General features: G+C 37.1%; 14 protein-coding genes and 1 pseudogene. 4 read left to right on the forward strand and 11 right to left on the reverse strand.

From position 1 onward, the window contains the following. Positions 1 to 46: 46 nt before the first annotated feature. The 3 genes from ACFX4X_RS04555 to ACFX4X_RS04565 all read right to left on the reverse strand — a co-directional run bounded on the left by ACFX4X_RS04555 (position 47) and on the right by ACFX4X_RS04565 (position 2,128). Positions 47 to 892, reverse strand: a complete 846-nt coding sequence (locus ACFX4X_RS04555; protein ID WP_377381979.1) for a DegV family protein — start codon at positions 890 to 892, stop codon at positions 47 to 49. A 139-nt stretch (positions 893 to 1,031) separates the two neighbouring features. Further along, positions 1,032 to 1,508, reverse strand: coding sequence for a glutathione peroxidase (locus ACFX4X_RS04560; RefSeq protein ID WP_061463651.1), 477 nt, complete (start codon positions 1,506 to 1,508; stop codon positions 1,032 to 1,034). A gap of 86 nt (positions 1,509 to 1,594) precedes the next feature. Then, positions 1,595 to 2,128, reverse strand: coding sequence for a hypothetical protein (locus ACFX4X_RS04565; protein WP_061463653.1), 534 nt, complete (start codon positions 2,126 to 2,128; stop codon positions 1,595 to 1,597). Between the two features lie 169 nt (positions 2,129 to 2,297). Between ACFX4X_RS04565 and metA the strand changes: the two genes are divergently transcribed. Beyond that, positions 2,298 to 3,206: a homoserine O-acetyltransferase MetA gene (metA, locus tag ACFX4X_RS04570; protein WP_061463655.1), complete on the forward strand. Its 909-nt coding sequence runs from the start codon at positions 2,298 to 2,300 to the stop codon at positions 3,204 to 3,206. A gap of 109 nt (positions 3,207 to 3,315) precedes the next feature. Here metA and ACFX4X_RS04575 read toward each other — a convergent pair whose 3' ends face one another. From ACFX4X_RS04575 to ACFX4X_RS04595, 5 genes are all read right to left on the reverse strand, one after another. Continuing rightward, the gene (locus ACFX4X_RS04575; RefSeq protein ID WP_061463658.1) at positions 3,316 to 4,011 is read right to left on the reverse strand and encodes an AIM24 family protein; all 696 of its coding nucleotides are present in this window, start codon (positions 4,009 to 4,011) and stop codon (positions 3,316 to 3,318) included. Beyond that, positions 4,011 to 4,706, reverse strand: coding sequence for a class I SAM-dependent methyltransferase (locus ACFX4X_RS04580; RefSeq protein ID WP_377381984.1), 696 nt, complete (start codon positions 4,704 to 4,706; stop codon positions 4,011 to 4,013). The genes ACFX4X_RS04575 and ACFX4X_RS04580 overlap by 1 nt, the downstream gene beginning before the upstream one ends. Positions 4,707 to 5,205: 499 nt before the next feature. Next, the gene (gene mntR, locus ACFX4X_RS04585) at positions 5,206 to 5,634 is read right to left on the reverse strand and encodes a transcriptional regulator MntR (RefSeq protein ID WP_061463662.1); all 429 of its coding nucleotides are present in this window, start codon (positions 5,632 to 5,634) and stop codon (positions 5,206 to 5,208) included. A gap of 102 nt (positions 5,635 to 5,736) precedes the next feature. After that, entirely contained in the window at positions 5,737 to 7,911 is a 2,175-nt protein-coding gene (locus ACFX4X_RS04590; RefSeq protein ID WP_289337424.1) for a DNA topoisomerase III, read from the reverse strand. Positions 7,912 to 8,375: 464 nt separating this feature from the next. Then, the gene (locus ACFX4X_RS04595) at positions 8,376 to 8,936 is read right to left on the reverse strand and encodes a helix-turn-helix domain-containing protein (protein ID WP_289320195.1); all 561 of its coding nucleotides are present in this window, start codon (positions 8,934 to 8,936) and stop codon (positions 8,376 to 8,378) included. A gap of 232 nt (positions 8,937 to 9,168) precedes the next feature. On the opposite strand from ACFX4X_RS04595, the gene ilvE reads away from it, so the two are divergent. From ilvE to ACFX4X_RS04610, 3 genes are all read left to right on the forward strand, one after another. Further along, on the forward strand, positions 9,169 to 10,083 hold the full coding sequence (ilvE, locus tag ACFX4X_RS04600; RefSeq protein WP_061463668.1) for a branched-chain-amino-acid transaminase: 915 nt from the start codon (positions 9,169 to 9,171) through the stop codon (positions 10,081 to 10,083). Continuing rightward, positions 10,083 to 12,020: a putative PEP-binding protein gene (locus ACFX4X_RS04605; protein ID WP_377381989.1), complete on the forward strand. Its 1,938-nt coding sequence runs from the start codon at positions 10,083 to 10,085 to the stop codon at positions 12,018 to 12,020. Before ilvE ends, ACFX4X_RS04605 begins: the two co-directional genes overlap by 1 nt. A gap of 63 nt (positions 12,021 to 12,083) precedes the next feature. After that, positions 12,084 to 13,607 (forward strand): L-lactate permease, encoded by a 1,524-nt coding sequence (locus ACFX4X_RS04610; RefSeq protein ID WP_377381992.1) that lies wholly within the window; start codon positions 12,084 to 12,086, stop codon positions 13,605 to 13,607. A 300-nt stretch (positions 13,608 to 13,907) separates the two neighbouring features. On the opposite strand, the pseudogene ACFX4X_RS04615 reads toward ACFX4X_RS04610, so the two are convergent. From ACFX4X_RS04615 to kdpC, 3 genes and pseudogenes are all read right to left on the reverse strand, one after another. Beyond that, positions 13,908 to 14,401, reverse strand: a pseudogene (locus ACFX4X_RS04615) (recombinase family protein). Positions 14,402 to 14,520: 119 nt separating this feature from the next. Next, positions 14,521 to 16,845 carry a histidine kinase gene (locus ACFX4X_RS04620; RefSeq protein WP_061463671.1) on the reverse strand — a complete coding sequence of 775 codons (2,325 nt, stop codon included), beginning with the start codon at positions 16,843 to 16,845 and terminating at the stop codon, positions 14,521 to 14,523. Between the two features lie 64 nt (positions 16,846 to 16,909). After that, positions 16,910 to 17,467, reverse strand: a complete 558-nt coding sequence (kdpC, locus tag ACFX4X_RS04625) for a potassium-transporting ATPase subunit KdpC (RefSeq protein WP_061463672.1) — start codon at positions 17,465 to 17,467, stop codon at positions 16,910 to 16,912. Positions 17,468 to 17,489: the final 22 nt, after the last annotated feature.

Raw genomic sequence — 17,489 nt, forward strand, 5'->3', positions numbered from 1 at the left:
CTCCATGTCCTTTCTATTTTACCATGGTTCTCAATAATGTTGTGCTTTAATCTTCATTGAACCAACTGAGTCCAATCGTCTGTTCACCGGTATGCACCCCGATTGCACTGCCCAGTGGGGATACATGTGTCAACACATGAGGAAATTCTTCAGAAATCATCTTTTTCCATCTTTGTGACTGCTCCGACACAGCTCCATATAATATGGTGCATTCTTTTACTTTACCTGCTTCGACTGATCTGCGAAAATCAGTGAAGATCTGTTTTTCCGCTTTTTTAAGGTTCCGGGGTTTAGATTTAGTATGAAGCAAGCCATTTTCGATTGAAATGATGGGTTTAAAGCTCAATAGGCTTCCTAAAATATACTGTGCGTTCGATAACCTTCCACTGCGATGCAGCTGATCCAAAGAACCTATTAATACATAGGTTTCATGATTATCCGCATATATTCTCGTTTTAACGAAGGCCTCATTGACGGAATGGCCATTATCAATATAATGCATGAGCCGTTTCATTATTAAAAGCATTGGAAAGGAAATAAGCAGAGTATCAAAAACGTCAACGGGGATCGTAACCATTTGTGCAGCTTGCCTGCTCGCGGAAACGGTCCCGCTCAATTCACTTGAAAGATGAACCGCAATGATTCGATCATAACGTTTTTCAAGCTTCTTATATAACTCTTGGAATGTACCGACCGAGGGCTGTGATGTAGTCGCGTTTTTCTTTTCCTCACTCATTCTTCGGTATAATTCCCCAGGTGATAGGTCGATACCATCTTCATATTCCTTCCCATCGATGATAACGATCATCGGAACGACGTAAACATGTTCATTCAATGATAATTCTTCATCTAAAGTTCCTGTGCTATCCGTTACCCATGCAATTCGTTCCATGGTTTCCCCCCTCAATTGGTGTCTCCTATTATATTCAACTCTCCCCCCATTTGTCCCTTTTAGAAAGCGTTGTGGATAAATATCTTGCCTTACAAAAAGAGCCCAACAGAAAGTACCTCTTCCGTTGAACTCGATATCATCATAATAATTTTTTTAAATCCTCTTCGATTTCCAGTGGTTTTGTTTTAGGGGCATACCGACTTACGATATTTCCATCACGGTCAATCAAGAACTTTGTAAAATTCCATTTTATCGATTTAGACCCCATCACTCCAGGAGCATTTTCAGTCAGATAGCTGAATAAAGGATGGGCCTCCTTGCCATTGACATTCACTTTTGCAAACATCGGGAATGTTACACCATGATTCAACTTACAATAAGAATCGATTTCCAGATCATCTCCAGGCTCCTGATTCAAAAACTGATTACATGGAAAACCAAGCACCGCCAACCCATCTTCTTTATATTGTACATACAGGCTTTGCAAATCATCATACTGTGGCGAAAAACCGCATTTGCTTGCGGTATTCACTATAATCATCACTTTCCCTCTATATTCCTCAAGCGAGATGGTTTCGCCATTGATTTTATTGACTTCAAATTCGTAAATGGACATGTATGATCTCTCCCTTTAGTATGATGATGTCATTTTACAGTATTTAAAGGTACGTTTACCAACTTTTATAATCTTACCTTTTCCAATTATCCCGGAATCTTCATCGCTTGAATGGATTGTATCAAATATTCTACCATATCTTCCAAATCCTCCATTTGCTCTTCTTTTATAAGCCTTCCAAATGAAACTTTAAATAAAGAAGAATGAACGGGTTGCACTTTTTTACTGACCGTTTCGCTGGTCGTCACTGTAATGATTCTCTGATCCCCCCAAATTTTTTCCAGATCGATCAAGAATTGTTCAGCAGTCACTTCATCAAGCTTTTTAGGAAAAGAAATGAAAATATTAACCGTGCAACCGGAATGTGTTTCATTAATAGTGGAATCAAGTAACTCCGAACTTAGATTCTGGAGTGAAGCGTGTAACTCGATGACTCCGATAACCGAAATAGGCGCCAGCGATTCTTTCAATTCCATTTCAATCTTATATGTTCTGGACATGTTTGCGAGATTCACTATATCATCACGGTTTATGACCAATATATCTCCAATGAAGTCACGATCATAGACCGCACCTTCCAATACCACTTTCATGTTCTCAAATGCTGTAGGATCGAACAATCTCCATACACCTCTCCAACTTCATAAGTTTATGTAATCATGATCTCACCATTTTACCATCCCCGAGCCATTTCCCTCAGGATTTAGAAGAAATTATTAAAATAGCTTTTCTATTCAGTAATTTTCTATATAATTAAAATATTATGATTTTTGGAGAAGGAGGCTAATCATGCCAATCAGAATTCCGGAACAACTGCCAGCTAAAGAAATTTTAGAACAGGAAAATATCTTCGTTATGGATGAGGATAGAGCTACCAATCAGGAAATCCGTCCATTGAATATATTAATTTTAAACCTTATGCCAGAGAAAGAAAAAACAGAGGCTCAGTTACTGCGCTTTCTTGGCAATACTCCCATTCAAGTAAACATATCATTCCTGCGTTTGAGCACACATGAATCAAAAAACACTAGTAAATTTCATTTAGATCAGTTTTATAAATCATTTAATGATATTCGCACGAAGAAATATGACGGCTTGATCATTACGGGCGCTCCAGTCGAGAAGCTGGAATTTTCAGACGTTAATTATTGGGAAGAACTGCAGGATATCATGAATTGGTCAACAGAAAATGTCACATCCACCCTACATATCTGTTGGGGAGCTCAAGCAGCCCTATACCATCATTATGGAATAGGCAAACATGAACTGCCAGTGAAATGCTTCGGCATATACACTCATGAGGTACTTGAACCAACTGAAAATCTAGTCCGCGGATTCGATGACTATTTTATGGCCCCTCATTCGCGCTATACGGATATTGACTATCAAAAATTAGTTAACCGTCCAGAATTGAAGGTTCTGGCACAGTCCGATCAAGCTGGGGTATTGATAGCTGCTTCAGTTGATGGAAAAAGAATCATGGTGACCGGCCATTTCGAGTATGATGCCGATACCCTCGGTGAAGAATATAAGCGTGATAGGGAGCGTGGGATCAATACGCAACTCCCTGAAAATTACTTTCCTGATAACGATCCGACCAAGGTACCCCTTCACCGCTGGAAGAGCCATTGCAGTCTGATGTTCTCGAATTGGCTGAACTATTATGTTTACCAATCAACCCCATATGAGTGGGATTGAAAGGGTAAGGAAAAAGAAGCTTTCTCTTTTAAGTGACTAGCTTTTTTGTAGGCAGCAACTTTCGGCTATCATGGGAAACAACCTGAGTTTTTGACTCAGGTTGTTTCTTTCATGATTCTTTATTACCGAAATATACCTCTTCAAAAGGTTGGACGACTACAAACCCTTTCCCTTCGAATTTCATTTGAACGGATTCGCCGCTTCCCCTTCCAAAAAACGACTTTAATGAAACATCCGTTACGAATTCAGGCTGAAGCTCCCCTGACCAAGCTACTGTGGCATTCGGGTCCGTATAGACTGGATTCCCAGCTTCCACCATTAAAGTGAGTGGCTCATAATGGGAAGTGAATGCGACCATCCCTCTCCCCTCGAGTCTTACATTGAACAATCCACCCGCCAATAACCCTGCAATGCGCCGCATCATTTTTATATCCCATTGAATACCCGGCTCAAAGGCAAGCAAATCATTACCATTAACACAGATCGATTCACCATTTAACTGTAAAATTGATATCTTCTTCCCTTGATCCGCGACGTATAGCTTGCCGCTGCCGGTCGCTTTCATCAAGGATGCACCCTCACCGGTCAAGGCTTTCTTGAAGAGTTTACCAAGACCATGCTCCAAGATACCTTCCCTCTCGAATTTAATTTGTCCGCGATAAGAAATCATCGTCCCCATTTTTGCCCAGATCTGCTGTTCCAGATTAATTTCCAGAATTCGTTCCGTTTCAAGTTCAAATAAGCCTTGCCCTTTATCCTGCTGTTTCGTCTTTTCAACGAATTGATCGATTTGATACTTCTCCATCACTGATCCACCTTTTTTTGAAGGAGGAACAGCCACATGAACGATACAGCTTGTTTTAGTTCCTTTGATAAATGCCCCAATTTTGCAAAGTCCACCCCTCTCTTCGCAACGCCGGTGTCAGCGACCACCTTCCATCCCGTTTCTGTTGCCATTTTTTCAAATTCCCAAGCCTGCATTGTATTCATAATGACTTTATCTCCTAATAGCCGTTGAAAACTGAATTTTTTTCGTGGTTCAGCCGTCGGACCAAGAATTCCAAAACAGGCATAACCGCCAGGCTTAATTACCCGTTGAATTTCCTTCAGCACCGTTAATGGTTCACCTGTATATTCCAAAGAATTAATGACCAATGCCGCATCCATTTCCTCATCCTTGAATGGAAGATCATAAAAATCTCCTTGAATGAAAGAAAGTTCAGGTAGTAGAGCTGTTTTCCCCTTTGCAAATTCAATCATGACATTGGATAAATCGACTCCAGTTACTTCAAATCCCGCTTCGGCCAATTTTAAAGAACCAACTCCATCTCCACAGCCTATGTCAGCTACCTTCACTCCCGAAGGTACATATTCAGAAAAGAACGGAATAATGTTTTTTCGGCTCCCCGATTCCCACATTTCTTGCGAATTCTTCACCCACATAGGTGCAAAGACATCCCATTCCTTTTCCGACTCTTTATGCCAAGTATGTAAATTCATTAAACAATCCCCCTCCCATTTAATCTCAAATTATATTAGTACTTGAAGCATTACGGAAATTACAATCCCATTCGTTAACTAACACACAGTTTTCCCGAATCAAAATACAGGGCTTCATTATAGCTATTCTGCTCTTAATTAAAAAATCCTTTTTTAAAATACTTTTATAATGATGAATGCCCGGTTCCAGAAAACAGGTGATGTCATCTGAAAAATTTCAATTAACATAAAAATAAAAAAGATTGTAGGCAAAAGCGGTTATATCTAATTGTTAAAACAGAGTTGATTGGAACGGAAGGTGCGAGACTCCTGCGGGAAAAGCGTGTCCAAGGGAGACCCCACAGGCGCAAAGGCGCCGAGGAGGCTCCCGGACCGCCCGCGGAAAGTGAGTGCCTGAAGTGGAAATCAACGTTCGAATTTTTAAAACCCTCAAAAAAAACTGTAGACAAACTCGATTTTCATCGAGTTTGTCTACAGTCTGAAAGCTGCCTGAGGCAGCTTATTTTGAATTTTCTTCATTTCTTTTTTGTATCTTTCGTAAATCCTCGACACGATCGGGAGACTCCTCAAAGAATTCAACCAGATCGCCAATCCTATCGATGGCATTCCAACTAAGGTGATGTTCAATCCCTTCAACATCATGATAAATATTTTCTTCCTTGACCCCAAGCAATCTAAGCATCTGTTCTAAAAGTTCATGGCGGTATACGAGCCTTTTACCAACCTTTTTCCCGTTTGCAGTTAAAACGAGACCCCGGTACTTTTCATATATCAAATATTTTTCATGGTCCAGTTTTTGAACCATTTTTGTAACAGAAGATGGGTGGACGGAAAGGTTTTCGGCAATATCCGAAACTCTTGCATATCCTTTTTCTTCAATAAGTAAATAAATTTGTTCTATGTAATCCTCCATGCTAGGTGTAGGCATTCGGAATCCTCCCATTCAAACGCATATCTAAAAATTTTACTATATAAACGCCCCTGAAACAAGAAGATAACGTCTCAGGGCGCTTTTAAATGAAGTTTCTTCTCATGTTTGTTTGATGTTCTGTTCTGTTTGGAATGTAAAGCTGATCTTCTTTTCAGAATCGGACCAAGATAAAATGGCATCAAAGGTTTTTTCACCTTTTTTAAAACCACTTATCAAATCCGTTTCACCGCTCGACAATAATTTTTTTATATTTGCTTGACTGATTTTCTTATTAAGGATTTTTTTGGAGATCGTAAAGTTACACTTGGTTTTTTGATAATTTACACATCCATAGAATTCCCCTTTATCGACAATCTTAGAACCGCATAGCTTACAGCTGCCCACAGATGCCGAGCTTCTCTTTTTAGGGCCGCTCCGTTGAATCGACTCGGTGTCCAGCCCTTGAAAATCCCAGCTTTCAGATGATTCCACGGCATCACTGATAATTTTTGCTGACATCTTTTTAACAGCTTCCATAAAGACGCCGGCTGAGGCCTTCCCTTCACCAATTTCCCTTAAACGCTGTTCCCATTTAGCTGTCATTTCAGGTGAAGCCAGGATTTTCTCCCCGATTGCAGTGATCAGCACTTTCCCTTTATCCGTCGCAAACACCTGATTTTTTTTGACATCAATGTATTTACGGTCTTTGAGCATGGTAATGATACCAGCTCGAGTTGCTTCAGTGCCGAGGCCTTCGGTTTTCATCAGCACTTTTTCTAACTCTTCATTATCCAAGTGTTTTCCGGCCGTTTTCATCAAAGTGATCAACTGACCTTCTGTATAGCGCTTTGGAGGCTGGGTTTTTCCTTCTTTCACCTTTATTTTGGCGACCTTTCCAGAATCCCCTTTTGAAACGGACGGCAAAAGGATATCTTCATCATCCTTCTCATTTTGGAAAATCACTTTGCGCCATCCCTCTTGGATCTGCTGCTTGCCTTTAGAAATGAATTCGGCACGCTTATCGACAAGCGTTTTAATGGTGGTGTAATCGAAAATGGCTTTCTCGTAATGTGCCGCAATCAACCGGCGGACCACCAAGTCATAAATATTCCGTTCTTCAGCAGAAAGCCTCTTTGGGTCGGTCACTTGTTCCGTCGGGATAATTGCATAGTGATCAGTCACTTTTTTTTCATTTACAAACCGTTTATTATTCATGATGCTCGGTTGTGGTAAAGGAAACAGGGATTCATATTCTGAAAATCCACTTAGTTTTTGCAATATATCAGGAAATGTTTCGGCTTCCCCTTCCGTAACATAATTGGAGTCTGAACGTGGATAAGAAACGATCCCTTTTTGATATAAACTTTGTACAATATCAAGCGTCTGTTTCGGTGAATATTTATAAATCTTGTTTACGGTTGCCTGCAATGACGATAGATTAAATAACAAAGGTGGCTGAAATTCTTTTCTTTCTGTAGCCATTTCCGCAATTTCAGCTTCTTTACCCTTGCAAAAGGCGGCAATTTTATCAGCAAGTTCTTTTGTCTTGATTCTCGGATCATTGTTCTGCTGCCATTTTCCTTGATACTCCTTACCATCCATCTTGAAGTCAGCGAACACTTCCCAGAACGGTTCAGTCTTGAATTGTTCAATTTCCATTTCCCGTTTCACTATCAAAGCGAGAGTCGGTGTCTGAACCCTACCAGCTGAAAACACATCCGAAACACCCCTTTGTTTCAATAGAATACTATACGCTCTCGATGCATTCATTCCCACAACCCAGTCTGCGCAAGCTCTCGTGTACGCTTCATGATAGAGTGGCCTGGTTTTTTCCTCGCCCATCAGGTTTTGGAATCCCTCATAAATCGCTTTTGGGGTCAAAGAGGAAATCCATAAACGTTTCATCGGTTTATTGACATTACATAGATTAACGATATTACGTACAATCAATTCTCCTTCACGCCCAGCATCGCCTGCATGAATGATTTCATCGACATCCGGTTTCCTAAGCAAAGTCTTCACTACATTGAATTGCTTTGCCTTTTGTCGGGTCACTTCATATTGAAATTTCTCTGGAATCATCGGCAACGTTTCCATCGACCATTTTTTCCATTTTGAATGATAGGTTTCCGGCGAAACGAGTTGACATAAATGCCCGACGGCCCAAGTTACATAAGCTCCGTCGGGAAAAAGTTCATTCGGCATGATTTCTATATATCCTTGCTGTTTCTTCGTTTTAAATTGAGCTGCTAACGTTGAACCTTGATCTGGTTTCTCCGCAATGATTAGCTTCATGATCATCTTCACCTAATCCGTTACAAAATATCTTACCCTATTATTATACCTTAATTATCAAAATCGGCTAGATATGACTTCGGTTTAACTCAATTGATCTAAGAAAGCTTGAAATAATTGCTTAAATCCTGAGAATAATGGGATTTTCAGGCTTATGATAAACTCCGTCCAAATATAGGCAGATTAATATGCAAAAAAAAAAGCTTCACTAATGGATGGTCAGCATAGATTAGAGGGAATCGGAGTATATACAAAAGAAACAAGTGCGATGTTAAATGTGCCCTTCCTAGCTTTTCACTGTTTAGATGAAGATGAAGAAATTATTTTAAAACAAAAAAGACTGTAGGCAAAAGTGAACTGCCCCGTAAATGTTAGACACCAAACTAACATTTACGGGGCAGTTCAGCTTATAAGCATGTATTCTTTTTATAGTTTTTTAAGTACACCACTGTTTATTAACGAAGTTATCTATACATATTTTTTTTAGTTGAATTAATTATTAAAAAGTAATTACACTCTTCTTCTGATAAATTCAGAAACCTATGGTCTATATCTGCTTCAAAATATATTGAATCCCCTTCTTCTAACTTATAAATTTCAGGTTCCTCACCTAATTCAACTTGTATTTTTCCTTTTAAAACATAGATGTATTCCTCTACACCCTTTTTATGAGGTGGAAAAATTCCGGTTTCCTCTAAAGGAGGAATTTTATTTAAAATGAATTCAATATCATTAGCCGGCGGTGATAAAAGATGTCTTTCGAACTTTGTGTTTTCGTCCTTATATATTAATCTGTTACTCGAACGAATAATAGACACACTTCTTTTTTGATCCTCCCCCAACAAAGACGATATTGTTACATCCAGTGCTTCCGCAATTTGTGAAGCAACATGAATTGTTGGATTTTTATCACCTCTTTCAATCTGAGATAACATAGACTTACTAACTCCCGACTTTTTAGCTAGTTCTTCTAGTGTGTAGCCTTTTGACTTCCTTACATTTTTTACATTAGTTGAAAATTCCATAAAAGCCCCCTGCATTCTACTATAGTGAATTTAATTCTTGACTTTAGTTTATAACGGATTTATCATGGAATCAAATTCACTATAGTGAATTTGGAAATAAAATCAAAGAAAGGAAAAAGAAGGGACATTATTGCACAACTAAGTCTAAATGTCTTCACTTAATAAAGTCTGAATATTCAAAGTAGATAATAGGGATTTTAATTTCTAATAAAAAGAAAAGAAGGTTATTTAAATGACTACAAAAATATTTGTTGATGGTGCTTTCTACAATAAAGATGATGCAAAAATCAGTGTGTATGATCATGGTTTATTATATGGTGATGGAATATATGAAGGGTTACGCTGTTATTCTGGACATGTATTCCAAATGAAGGAACATCTTAATCGGTTAAAACGTTCAGCCAATAGTCTTCGAATTCAGCTTCCATACTCATTAGAACAAATAGGTGAATTCATCTTAGAAACACTGAAAATCAACGAACTTCAGAATGCCTACATTCGTTTACTTGTTACAAGAGGTGTAGGTCACATAGGTCCAGATCCTAGTACTTGCAAGAGCGCTAGTTTAATTATCATTGTAGAAGATTTACCAAATGTCCATGGAAAGTCTGTTAAAGAGAATGGGTTGTCTCTAGTAATTGCCTCTACACGCCGAGATGCTGTGGATGCCACCTCACATGAGATTAAATCACTTAATTACCTTAATAGTGTTGTTGCTAGAATGGAAGCGAATGAATATGGAGCAGATGATGCAATTTTACTAGACCCCCGAGGGTTTGTTTCAGAATCAACTATATGTAATGTTTTTATTATAGATAAAAATACACTTGTAACCCCTAGTCCATCAAACGGAATCTTACAAGGAATAACGAGACAAATGATTATGGATATCGCTAGAGAAATTAATATGGAAGTTAAACAAAGTGATATTACACCCTTTCAATTGATTAATGCAGATGAAGTTTTTTTAACAGGAACACATGCTGAAATTGTTGGAGTTGCTCGTATTAATAACATTGAATTATCTGGAGGTAAAATTGGAGAAATAACAAGAAATTTAATACATAAATTTCAAGAAAAAACATTAAACCCTAAATATAGTACGCCTGTATATAAAAATATTAATAAGGATAAGGTGACAAACTAATGCAATTGCTAACTAAAAATAAAAACACATTAAATGAAAAGTTACATAAAATAGCACAAGGTTTTTTATCTCCAAGAGATGTGTTATTTGAAATCGAGGAAGAACAGTTAACAGATCTCCTTTCTCCTAACTTTGTTAAGGAAAATGATCAATCCCCCATCGGACAGGGGGAAAGTATTCTACCTGGGGATGTATCCGGTCAACTAGTTCTTGATAGAAAATTAGGGGAGCTATTGTTACAAGAAGCCCAAAGTAGAAACACAACTATTAACTTAATCTATTCTCTAACAACTGGGGATTTAGAAGATTTTTATGTTTTAACATCATCTAAAGGTTTTTTCACTAACCAGAAGGCACGTACTACATTTTGCCCTGTTCAAGCTAGTTGTGAAGGTATTCCAACGTTAGTTGATGTTAACTGCCAATACCAATTTAATATAGAACCTAAAATGTTAACTTATACATTTAATGATGGTAGTAAATTTTATATTGAACAACCATTAAGAGAAGTCATTTTTGAAAAAGATACGATAAATGAAGGTGATTACATTTCATTAAATGCTAATAAAGGATTAATTTTCAAAGGTAATTTATCGGCTAATCCTTCAACTATCATTAAAGTTTATCAAATTCTTTCAAAAGCTTTTCTAGAGTCATTAGAGATTTATGGTCCAGCTAATGCAGAACAAAATATTATTCATTCAAGTACATATCAACATAATAAACAATTTCTTATTGAAACTATTGAGTCTTCAGAGTTTGTTGGTTTCCAAAAGTTATTAAGGGCTGCATACGAAGTTTCGGAACTCAAAGTATTATCGACAGCACATACTGCTAGAACAATGACTCTCACCCGAATGTATGGAAGTGATATCTCACTAGTAAATGGTGATATTTGCTTAAAGGGTTATTCAAAAAGATACGGATTAGGATTATTAAGAGATGAACGGATGTGGAATCAATCCACTGATATTGATTTAATGAGAATCATATTTCTAGGTGAAGAAATTGTTGGTGAAAATTTCTCTCATTATAGAGAGAAATATTTAAAAAGATTTACCGACATGGTTTATGACGTGTTTAAAGTAGGGACAGGAGAAATCGCTGTTGTTAGATTATTATGTATGCCCTATAACATGATCTTTACGAAAGATTTTAACACAGAGAATTTCTCTGAAAAATATAATTTAAATAATAAAGCTGTTAGTGATCGTGTTAACATTCTTGCGAATGAATCGGAAACATACCACGGTTGTCGGGGAGTGAGAGTTACCGTCCAAAGACAAGATATATGTGAGATCTGGTGCGAAGGTATTATTAAAGCAGCACACAAAGCACAAACCAATGATATTGATGTTACACTTCAAATTTTATTATCGATGGTTACCTTTCCAAAAGAGGTTTCTATGTTTATAGAAACTTTTGAAAAACTTGTACAATCATACGGTATTCAAGATTTAGTTCGTGGAGTATCTATAATGATTGAAACATCTGGTTCTTTCCATGTATTAGAAGATATTTTAGACGTTAAAGGAACAAATATAGAACTAAATGGTGCATTATTTGGGGGTAACGACTTTACTGCAGCGTGCCTTAATATGAATAGAGCAGACTCAGCTAAGTCTATTATTCCAGAGTACGTTAAATTAAATATAATGCCAAGTAGCCCATTTCAAATTATTAATGAACAAATTGTAGGAAAGTCAATTGTACAAGGCCTAAGAAGGACAAAACTTTTAAAACTATCGAACGAAAGAGAATATCTAATGGGTTTAGGCGGAGAGATAGCAGGTTCTTGGCAATCAGTAAAATGGCTATCTAAACATGCGGCTCCTCATGGATTAAATTATGTTTCAACTCCACCAGATAGAATATTATTTTCACTATTTGCAAGCGCTCAATCAGTTTTGCAAGCTTTATATAGTGACATTTCATAAATTTAAACGTTTACGCTATATATAGCGTAGACGTATTTTTTCAATTTCGAAAGGATGATCATTATGAATCTAATAATAGCCTTATTGCCTTTTATATCTATATTTGTACTTTTATTTGTTTTTAAACAAACATCACTCCGGTCTGGACTCTTATCTTACATTGTTACACTGCTTATTATTTTGGTATATCCTAGTTACCATATAACAGTAGAAAGTACTTTACATGCCTCCTTTAAAGGATTTTTAATTTCCTTTGTAGCAGCGTATGTTTTATTCTTTGGTATACTCTTTTTTCATCTAATTAATAATACTGGTGGAATTCGGGCGATTGCTTCATTTCTTTCAGAAGTAACAACTGATCAGATTTTGCAAGTCATTCTATTAGTTATAGGGCTTTCTCCACTTTTAGAATCAACGAGTGGCTTTGGAATAGCATTTATGATTGTAGCACCCATTTTAATTGCTTTAGGGTTTAGTCCTATGAAAGCAGCATCTATTGGACTTGTTAGTTTACTTGCAGTCCCCTGGGGAGCATTATCCACGGGAACAGTAATTGGGGCACAAATTGGGGGAATTCCCCTTCAGGAACTTGGTACAGGAACTGCAATTATAAGCATCCCTGTTTTTATTTATTTTTTATTAATTGCTGTTTATTTAGCTGGGGGTAAAGACGCAATAAAATATAGATGGAAGGAAATCCTTTTACTTTCAGTTATCTTTTCTATTTCAATATTTCTATTTAATGCTTTTGTTAGTGTTGAACTGGCCGGGGTACTCAGTTCATTGGTTACTAGTAGTATCGGGTTACTGGTTATAAAGATAAAAAACTCTTCATCATTAAAAATGATAAATGAAACCGTTATCGAAACCTCTGTATCTGAAAATAACGGTACAAATTTGAATATCATCAAGGTTATGAGTCCTTATTTAATACTTACCCTATTAATTTTCATTTCAAGACTTATCCCTTCAATAAAAAAATTTCTAGAATCACATTTTGTCATTGAATTACCTTCCTTTTCATTTTCATTAGCATTACTTTACTCACCAGGATTTTGGCTTTTTATTACATGTTTATATACCATATTCATTTTCAAAATCTCTAAAAGCATTATTTGGAGTTCGCTTAAAATTTCTATAAAACAATGGGTTCCCTTTGTAATTTCCACCACAGCATTTGTAGCAATTTCTCAACTAATGACTACAGCAAATATGACATTTGCGATTGCTAATGCTGCAGGTTTAATTTTCGGAAGTATGTTTATATTTGTCTCTCCTTTTATTGGAGGAATTGGAGGATTTCTTACGGGAAGTAATACAGGATCAAATGCTATGTTTACTCAACTACAAGTTGAAACTGCTAAGAAAACCGGATTGCCATTAAATTTAATTGCTAGTATTCAAAATACGAGCTCTTCTCATTCAACTATGGCCAGCCCCTCTAGAATTATGTTAGGTGCATCATTATGTGGAATTGAATCCGAAGAAAATCGTTTATTAAAAAAGATGTCCATAATAGTTCTTGGAGCAATATTATTAATAATCATTTTGACTGTTGGCTTTTTGGTTTTTGATTTTTGGTTTTAAATACAAGAGACCATTAAACATACTTATAAGTGGAACTTTAAGTTTATATTGATAAAAAAAGGTTACTATCATCTAAATAGGTCGACTTTATAGATAAAATCTCGCATAGTAAGCATAATCATTTGAAAACTTTAAAAAAGATATTGTTGATGAAAGGTTCTTTCAGCCATTTTAATAATAGGAAATGAGAGAATCTACCTAAAGTAGCCTGTGCTCCAGTTGAGCAAAGGCTTCTTTTTGACGAGTTTCTTCTATACATATAGAACTACATTAAAAGTCTCTTTCGTATTCTTTAACTAACTAATAAATAGTCGTCTTTTTAATGCCTAATTCCGCCATGGCGTTAACTGCTGAAATCTCACTTGCTTTCCAACGATCATACACTTCACTTCTTTAAACCCTTCCGTTACTTGGGCGTTCGGTCGGCCGAAGGGTACACCGTTTTGCAAAGCCACATTAATTCCTTCACGCTGCCGTTTTCGGCCCATTCCTCTTCTGCCATCCAGGAGAGGATTTGTAAAACAAGATCTGCGATGAAGGTCCCTAAACTATCCTTAAATTGAGTAGTGTCCAACAAAGGCATATCCATCACCACGATATCTGCTTGAATATTTTTTGTGATGTCATTCCATTCCTGGAGGATCTCTTCTTTATTTCTACCACCAGTGAATGAATGTAAAGGACATCACCTTTACGAATCAATCGTTTTAATAATTGATATTGAACTCGATTGAAATTTTTCCACTTTGTTTTTCTAAAAAGATAACCCGTTCATTGAGACCATTTTCCAACATAGCTTGACGTTGCCATCCTTCATTTTAACGAACGTTAAAATAAGAGGATTTTATTAAAAAAATAACCATTCGTAAAAGTGTACTTTTACGAACGGGTTTTTGATAGCTTTCTTGAACAATCAATCAGCTACCACTAGTACATCTAAATACCTCGTCTCGCGAAGAAGACGTTCAACAATGGAGCCTTCTTTTATTTCTTGCCACCTCGACCTAGCTGAATGACCTATAATTACTTGTGTTGCTTTTTTATTTTTTAATTGTCCCGTTATTTCTTTTACTACTAAACGCCGATGTGTGGCATGGTATATTTCAAATATCCCTCCTAATCGTTCCGTTAGAACCATGACTCTTTTCAATATGACTTCCTCTTCATTAGACAAGTTTTGATGGTCTTTTACATAAACAACAAACCATTGGGCCTTCAAACGATACGCTATTCGAAATCCCCTTCGTATTAAACGTTCTGAATCTTGACGTAAATTTACACAAACAAAAATGACTTCCTCTGTTCGCCAAGGTCCTCTTACGCCATTTTTCCGTTCATATGATTCCAACCGATCATCTACATCGTCTGCTAACTCACGTAATGCAAGCTCCCTGAGCGCAATTAGGTTTCCAGTTTTAAAGAAATTGCTTAACGACTGCTCTACTTTATCCATTGTATAAATGTTACCTTCTCGCATACGTTGTCTTAATGTCTTAGGCGAAATATCTATTAATTCCAGCTCGTCTGCTAAATGTAGGATCCGGTCCGGTACAGTTTCCCTTACTCGGACTCCAGAAATTTGTTCGACACTGTCATTTAAACTCTCTAAATGTTGAATATTCATAGTGGAAATAACAGAAATTCCTGCACTTAGTATCTCTTCTACATCCTCATACCGTTTAGCATTTTTACTACCCGGAATGTTCGTATGAGCTAACTCATCCACTAGTACTACTTCAGGATTACGCAGAATGATAGTATCAAGGTCCATTTCTTCCAAGGTTACATTTTTATATTGCACTTTTTTTCTAGGGATCATGTCTAAACACCCTATCTGATTCCCCGTATCCTTACGCCCGTGTGTTTCTAGTAAGCCAATGACTACGTCGATTCCATTTTTCCTTAATTGATTGGCTTCCCTTAACATAGTATATGTTTTTCCTACTCCAGGAGCAGCACCAATATATACTTTTAAGGTACCTCTTTTAACTTTTTGTATCTTCTCTTTTAATTCGGTTGAAGATAGCCTGCGATAGGGATTTTCTTTTTTCCTCTGTGTTTGAATAGCAGGTATGATCCGTTCTCCTTCCACTTCAGCTCGGTCTGCAACAACAAATACATCAATATTCTTTGTTATACGTAAAATCCGATTGACGATGGATCCATGAATAATCTCTTCCCAACGAGTTCTTTTAGACTGACCAAGTATAATTCGAGTGACATTATGCAATAAAGCATAGGCCACAATTTCTTCAGCAATGTTTTCCTTACTGATAGATATTTCTTCAAACGTCCCATCTAATTTTTTTATTAATTTCCCAATTGATCGTTTAAATGTGGCTTCTACTTTGGAAAGTGATTTTTGATTAGGGATAAAACAAGTAACTAATAAATCACTGCCTAATCGCTTGGCAATTTGATCTCCCCTTCGGATTAAAATGGAACCATTCCAATGATATTGAGCACATACTAAGATTCGCTCTGAAGCACCAGAGGGACCAGATAACCCTTTACGCTCTCGATATTCGTATAAATCATCCTCTACCTCCCCTGCCAGGAAGCGAAGGGATAATTCCCTAAGTACAGCTAAGTTATGTCTTTTAAAAAGGTGAGCATGTCCTTTTACTTGCTCATGTTTTTCATCTAAATCTCCTTCTTGTAGACGTTTTAGGATAGCTTCGGGGGTTACGTCCAATAATTTCACTTCATCAGCGTGAGAAAGCGTATCCTCTGGCACAGTATTACTCACATGAATTGGGAGTCCCGTGAGATGTTCTGCTACTTCTTTAACACCGGCAAGTTCATAAATATTTATGGTTGTAATGACACTGATTTTATTGTCAATTAACTCCTGTACATCTTCTAGTCTTGTAGCGTTTTTGGCAGAAGGTCTGTTTTTATGAGCAAGCAGGTCTACCAACACAACTTCAGGGTTTCTTGCGAATATTTCATCCAAGTCTAAATCATGCTTAGTCTCTCCTTTAACTTCCCATTCGATAGCTGGAATGATTTCAAGACCTCCCACTTGTTCCAAGGTTTTCGGACGATTAGATGCGCTAATAATACCGACAACGACATCAATACCTCGCTTTTTCAAATCGTTTCCTTCAAGAAGCATATGATAGGTTTTGCCTGAACCACTGACTGCGCCAAGTATAATTTTCAGCCGGCCCTTTTTTATTTTTAATATGGAATTCAATATCTCATCTGGGGTTTTTCTTCGGAATTGTTCTAACATAATACTGACCTCCTAAATCCAGTTCAAGGTTAAAAGGAGAGTGAAAAACTCTCCTTTTCAAAAGTTATTTTAGTTGGTCCAATGCTATGTTTAATTTTAATACATTCACTCGGGGGTCTCCAAAAACTCCTAATGACCGTCCTTCCGTATATTTATCAACAAGATTAAATATACTTTTTTCAGATACACCTCGCTCTTTAGCAATGCGTGATACCTGAATTTTCGCCCCTTGGGGTGAAATATTTGGATCAAGGCCCGAACTAGAGTTTGTCAGTAAATCAGCAGGTATCTCCTCTTGTTTGACAGTAGGGTTCTCTTTTAAAAATGTTGCCAAATCTTTTTTTGTGCGCTTGATCATGTCCTCATTGGATGGGGCATAATTGGGTGTACCTGAGCCTGCCGCATCATATTCTATAGAAGAAACACGACCATGAAAGTAACCTGGGTCCTTAAAAGATTGACCAATTAGTTCAGAACCTATGATTTTTCCTGATTCGTTTTTTATTAAACTGCCATCTGCTTTTGCAGGCATAATGACTTGAGCAACACCTGTCATTAGCAATGGATAGGCAATTCCACACATAACAAGTAGCACCAGAACTACGCGTATATTTTTCAACATGGATTCTCACCCTTACTTTTGA

Origin of the sequence: Peribacillus sp. YIM B13481, from assembly GCF_042787985.1 — a bacterium.
GTDB lineage: Bacteria > Bacillota > Bacilli > Bacillales > DSM-1321 > Peribacillus > Peribacillus simplex_A.

Bases quoted from the DNA above. Each gene is read 5' to 3' on its own strand.
- ACFX4X_RS04555 (WP_377381979.1), bottom strand. From the start codon at position 892: ATGGAACGAATTGCATGGGTAACGGATAGCACAGGAACTTTAGATGAA.
- ACFX4X_RS04560 (WP_061463651.1), bottom strand. From the start codon at position 1,508: ATGTCCATTTACGAATTTGAAGTCAATAAAATCAATGGCGAAACCATC.
- metA (WP_061463655.1), top strand. From the start codon at position 2,298: ATGCCAATCAGAATTCCGGAACAACTGCCAGCTAAAGAAATTTTAGAA.
- ACFX4X_RS04575 (WP_061463658.1), bottom strand. From the start codon at position 4,011: ATGGAGAAGTATCAAATCGATCAATTCGTTGAAAAGACGAAACAGCAG.
- ACFX4X_RS04580 (WP_377381984.1), bottom strand. From the start codon at position 4,706: ATGAATTTACATACTTGGCATAAAGAGTCGGAAAAGGAATGGGATGTC.
- mntR (WP_061463662.1), bottom strand. From the start codon at position 5,634: ATGCCTACACCTAGCATGGAGGATTACATAGAACAAATTTATTTACTT.
- ACFX4X_RS04590 (WP_289337424.1), bottom strand. From the start codon at position 7,911: ATGAAGCTAATCATTGCGGAGAAACCAGATCAAGGTTCAACGTTAGCA.
- ACFX4X_RS04595 (WP_289320195.1), bottom strand. From the start codon at position 8,936: ATGGAATTTTCAACTAATGTAAAAAATGTAAGGAAGTCAAAAGGCTAC.
- ilvE (WP_061463668.1), top strand. From the start codon at position 9,169: ATGACTACAAAAATATTTGTTGATGGTGCTTTCTACAATAAAGATGAT.
- ACFX4X_RS04605 (WP_377381989.1), top strand. From the start codon at position 10,083: ATGCAATTGCTAACTAAAAATAAAAACACATTAAATGAAAAGTTACAT.
- ACFX4X_RS04610 (WP_377381992.1), top strand. From the start codon at position 12,084: ATGAATCTAATAATAGCCTTATTGCCTTTTATATCTATATTTGTACTT.
- ACFX4X_RS04620 (WP_061463671.1), bottom strand. From the start codon at position 16,845: ATGTTAGAACAATTCCGAAGAAAAACCCCAGATGAGATATTGAATTCC.
- kdpC (WP_061463672.1), bottom strand. From the start codon at position 17,467: ATGTTGAAAAATATACGCGTAGTTCTGGTGCTACTTGTTATGTGTGGA.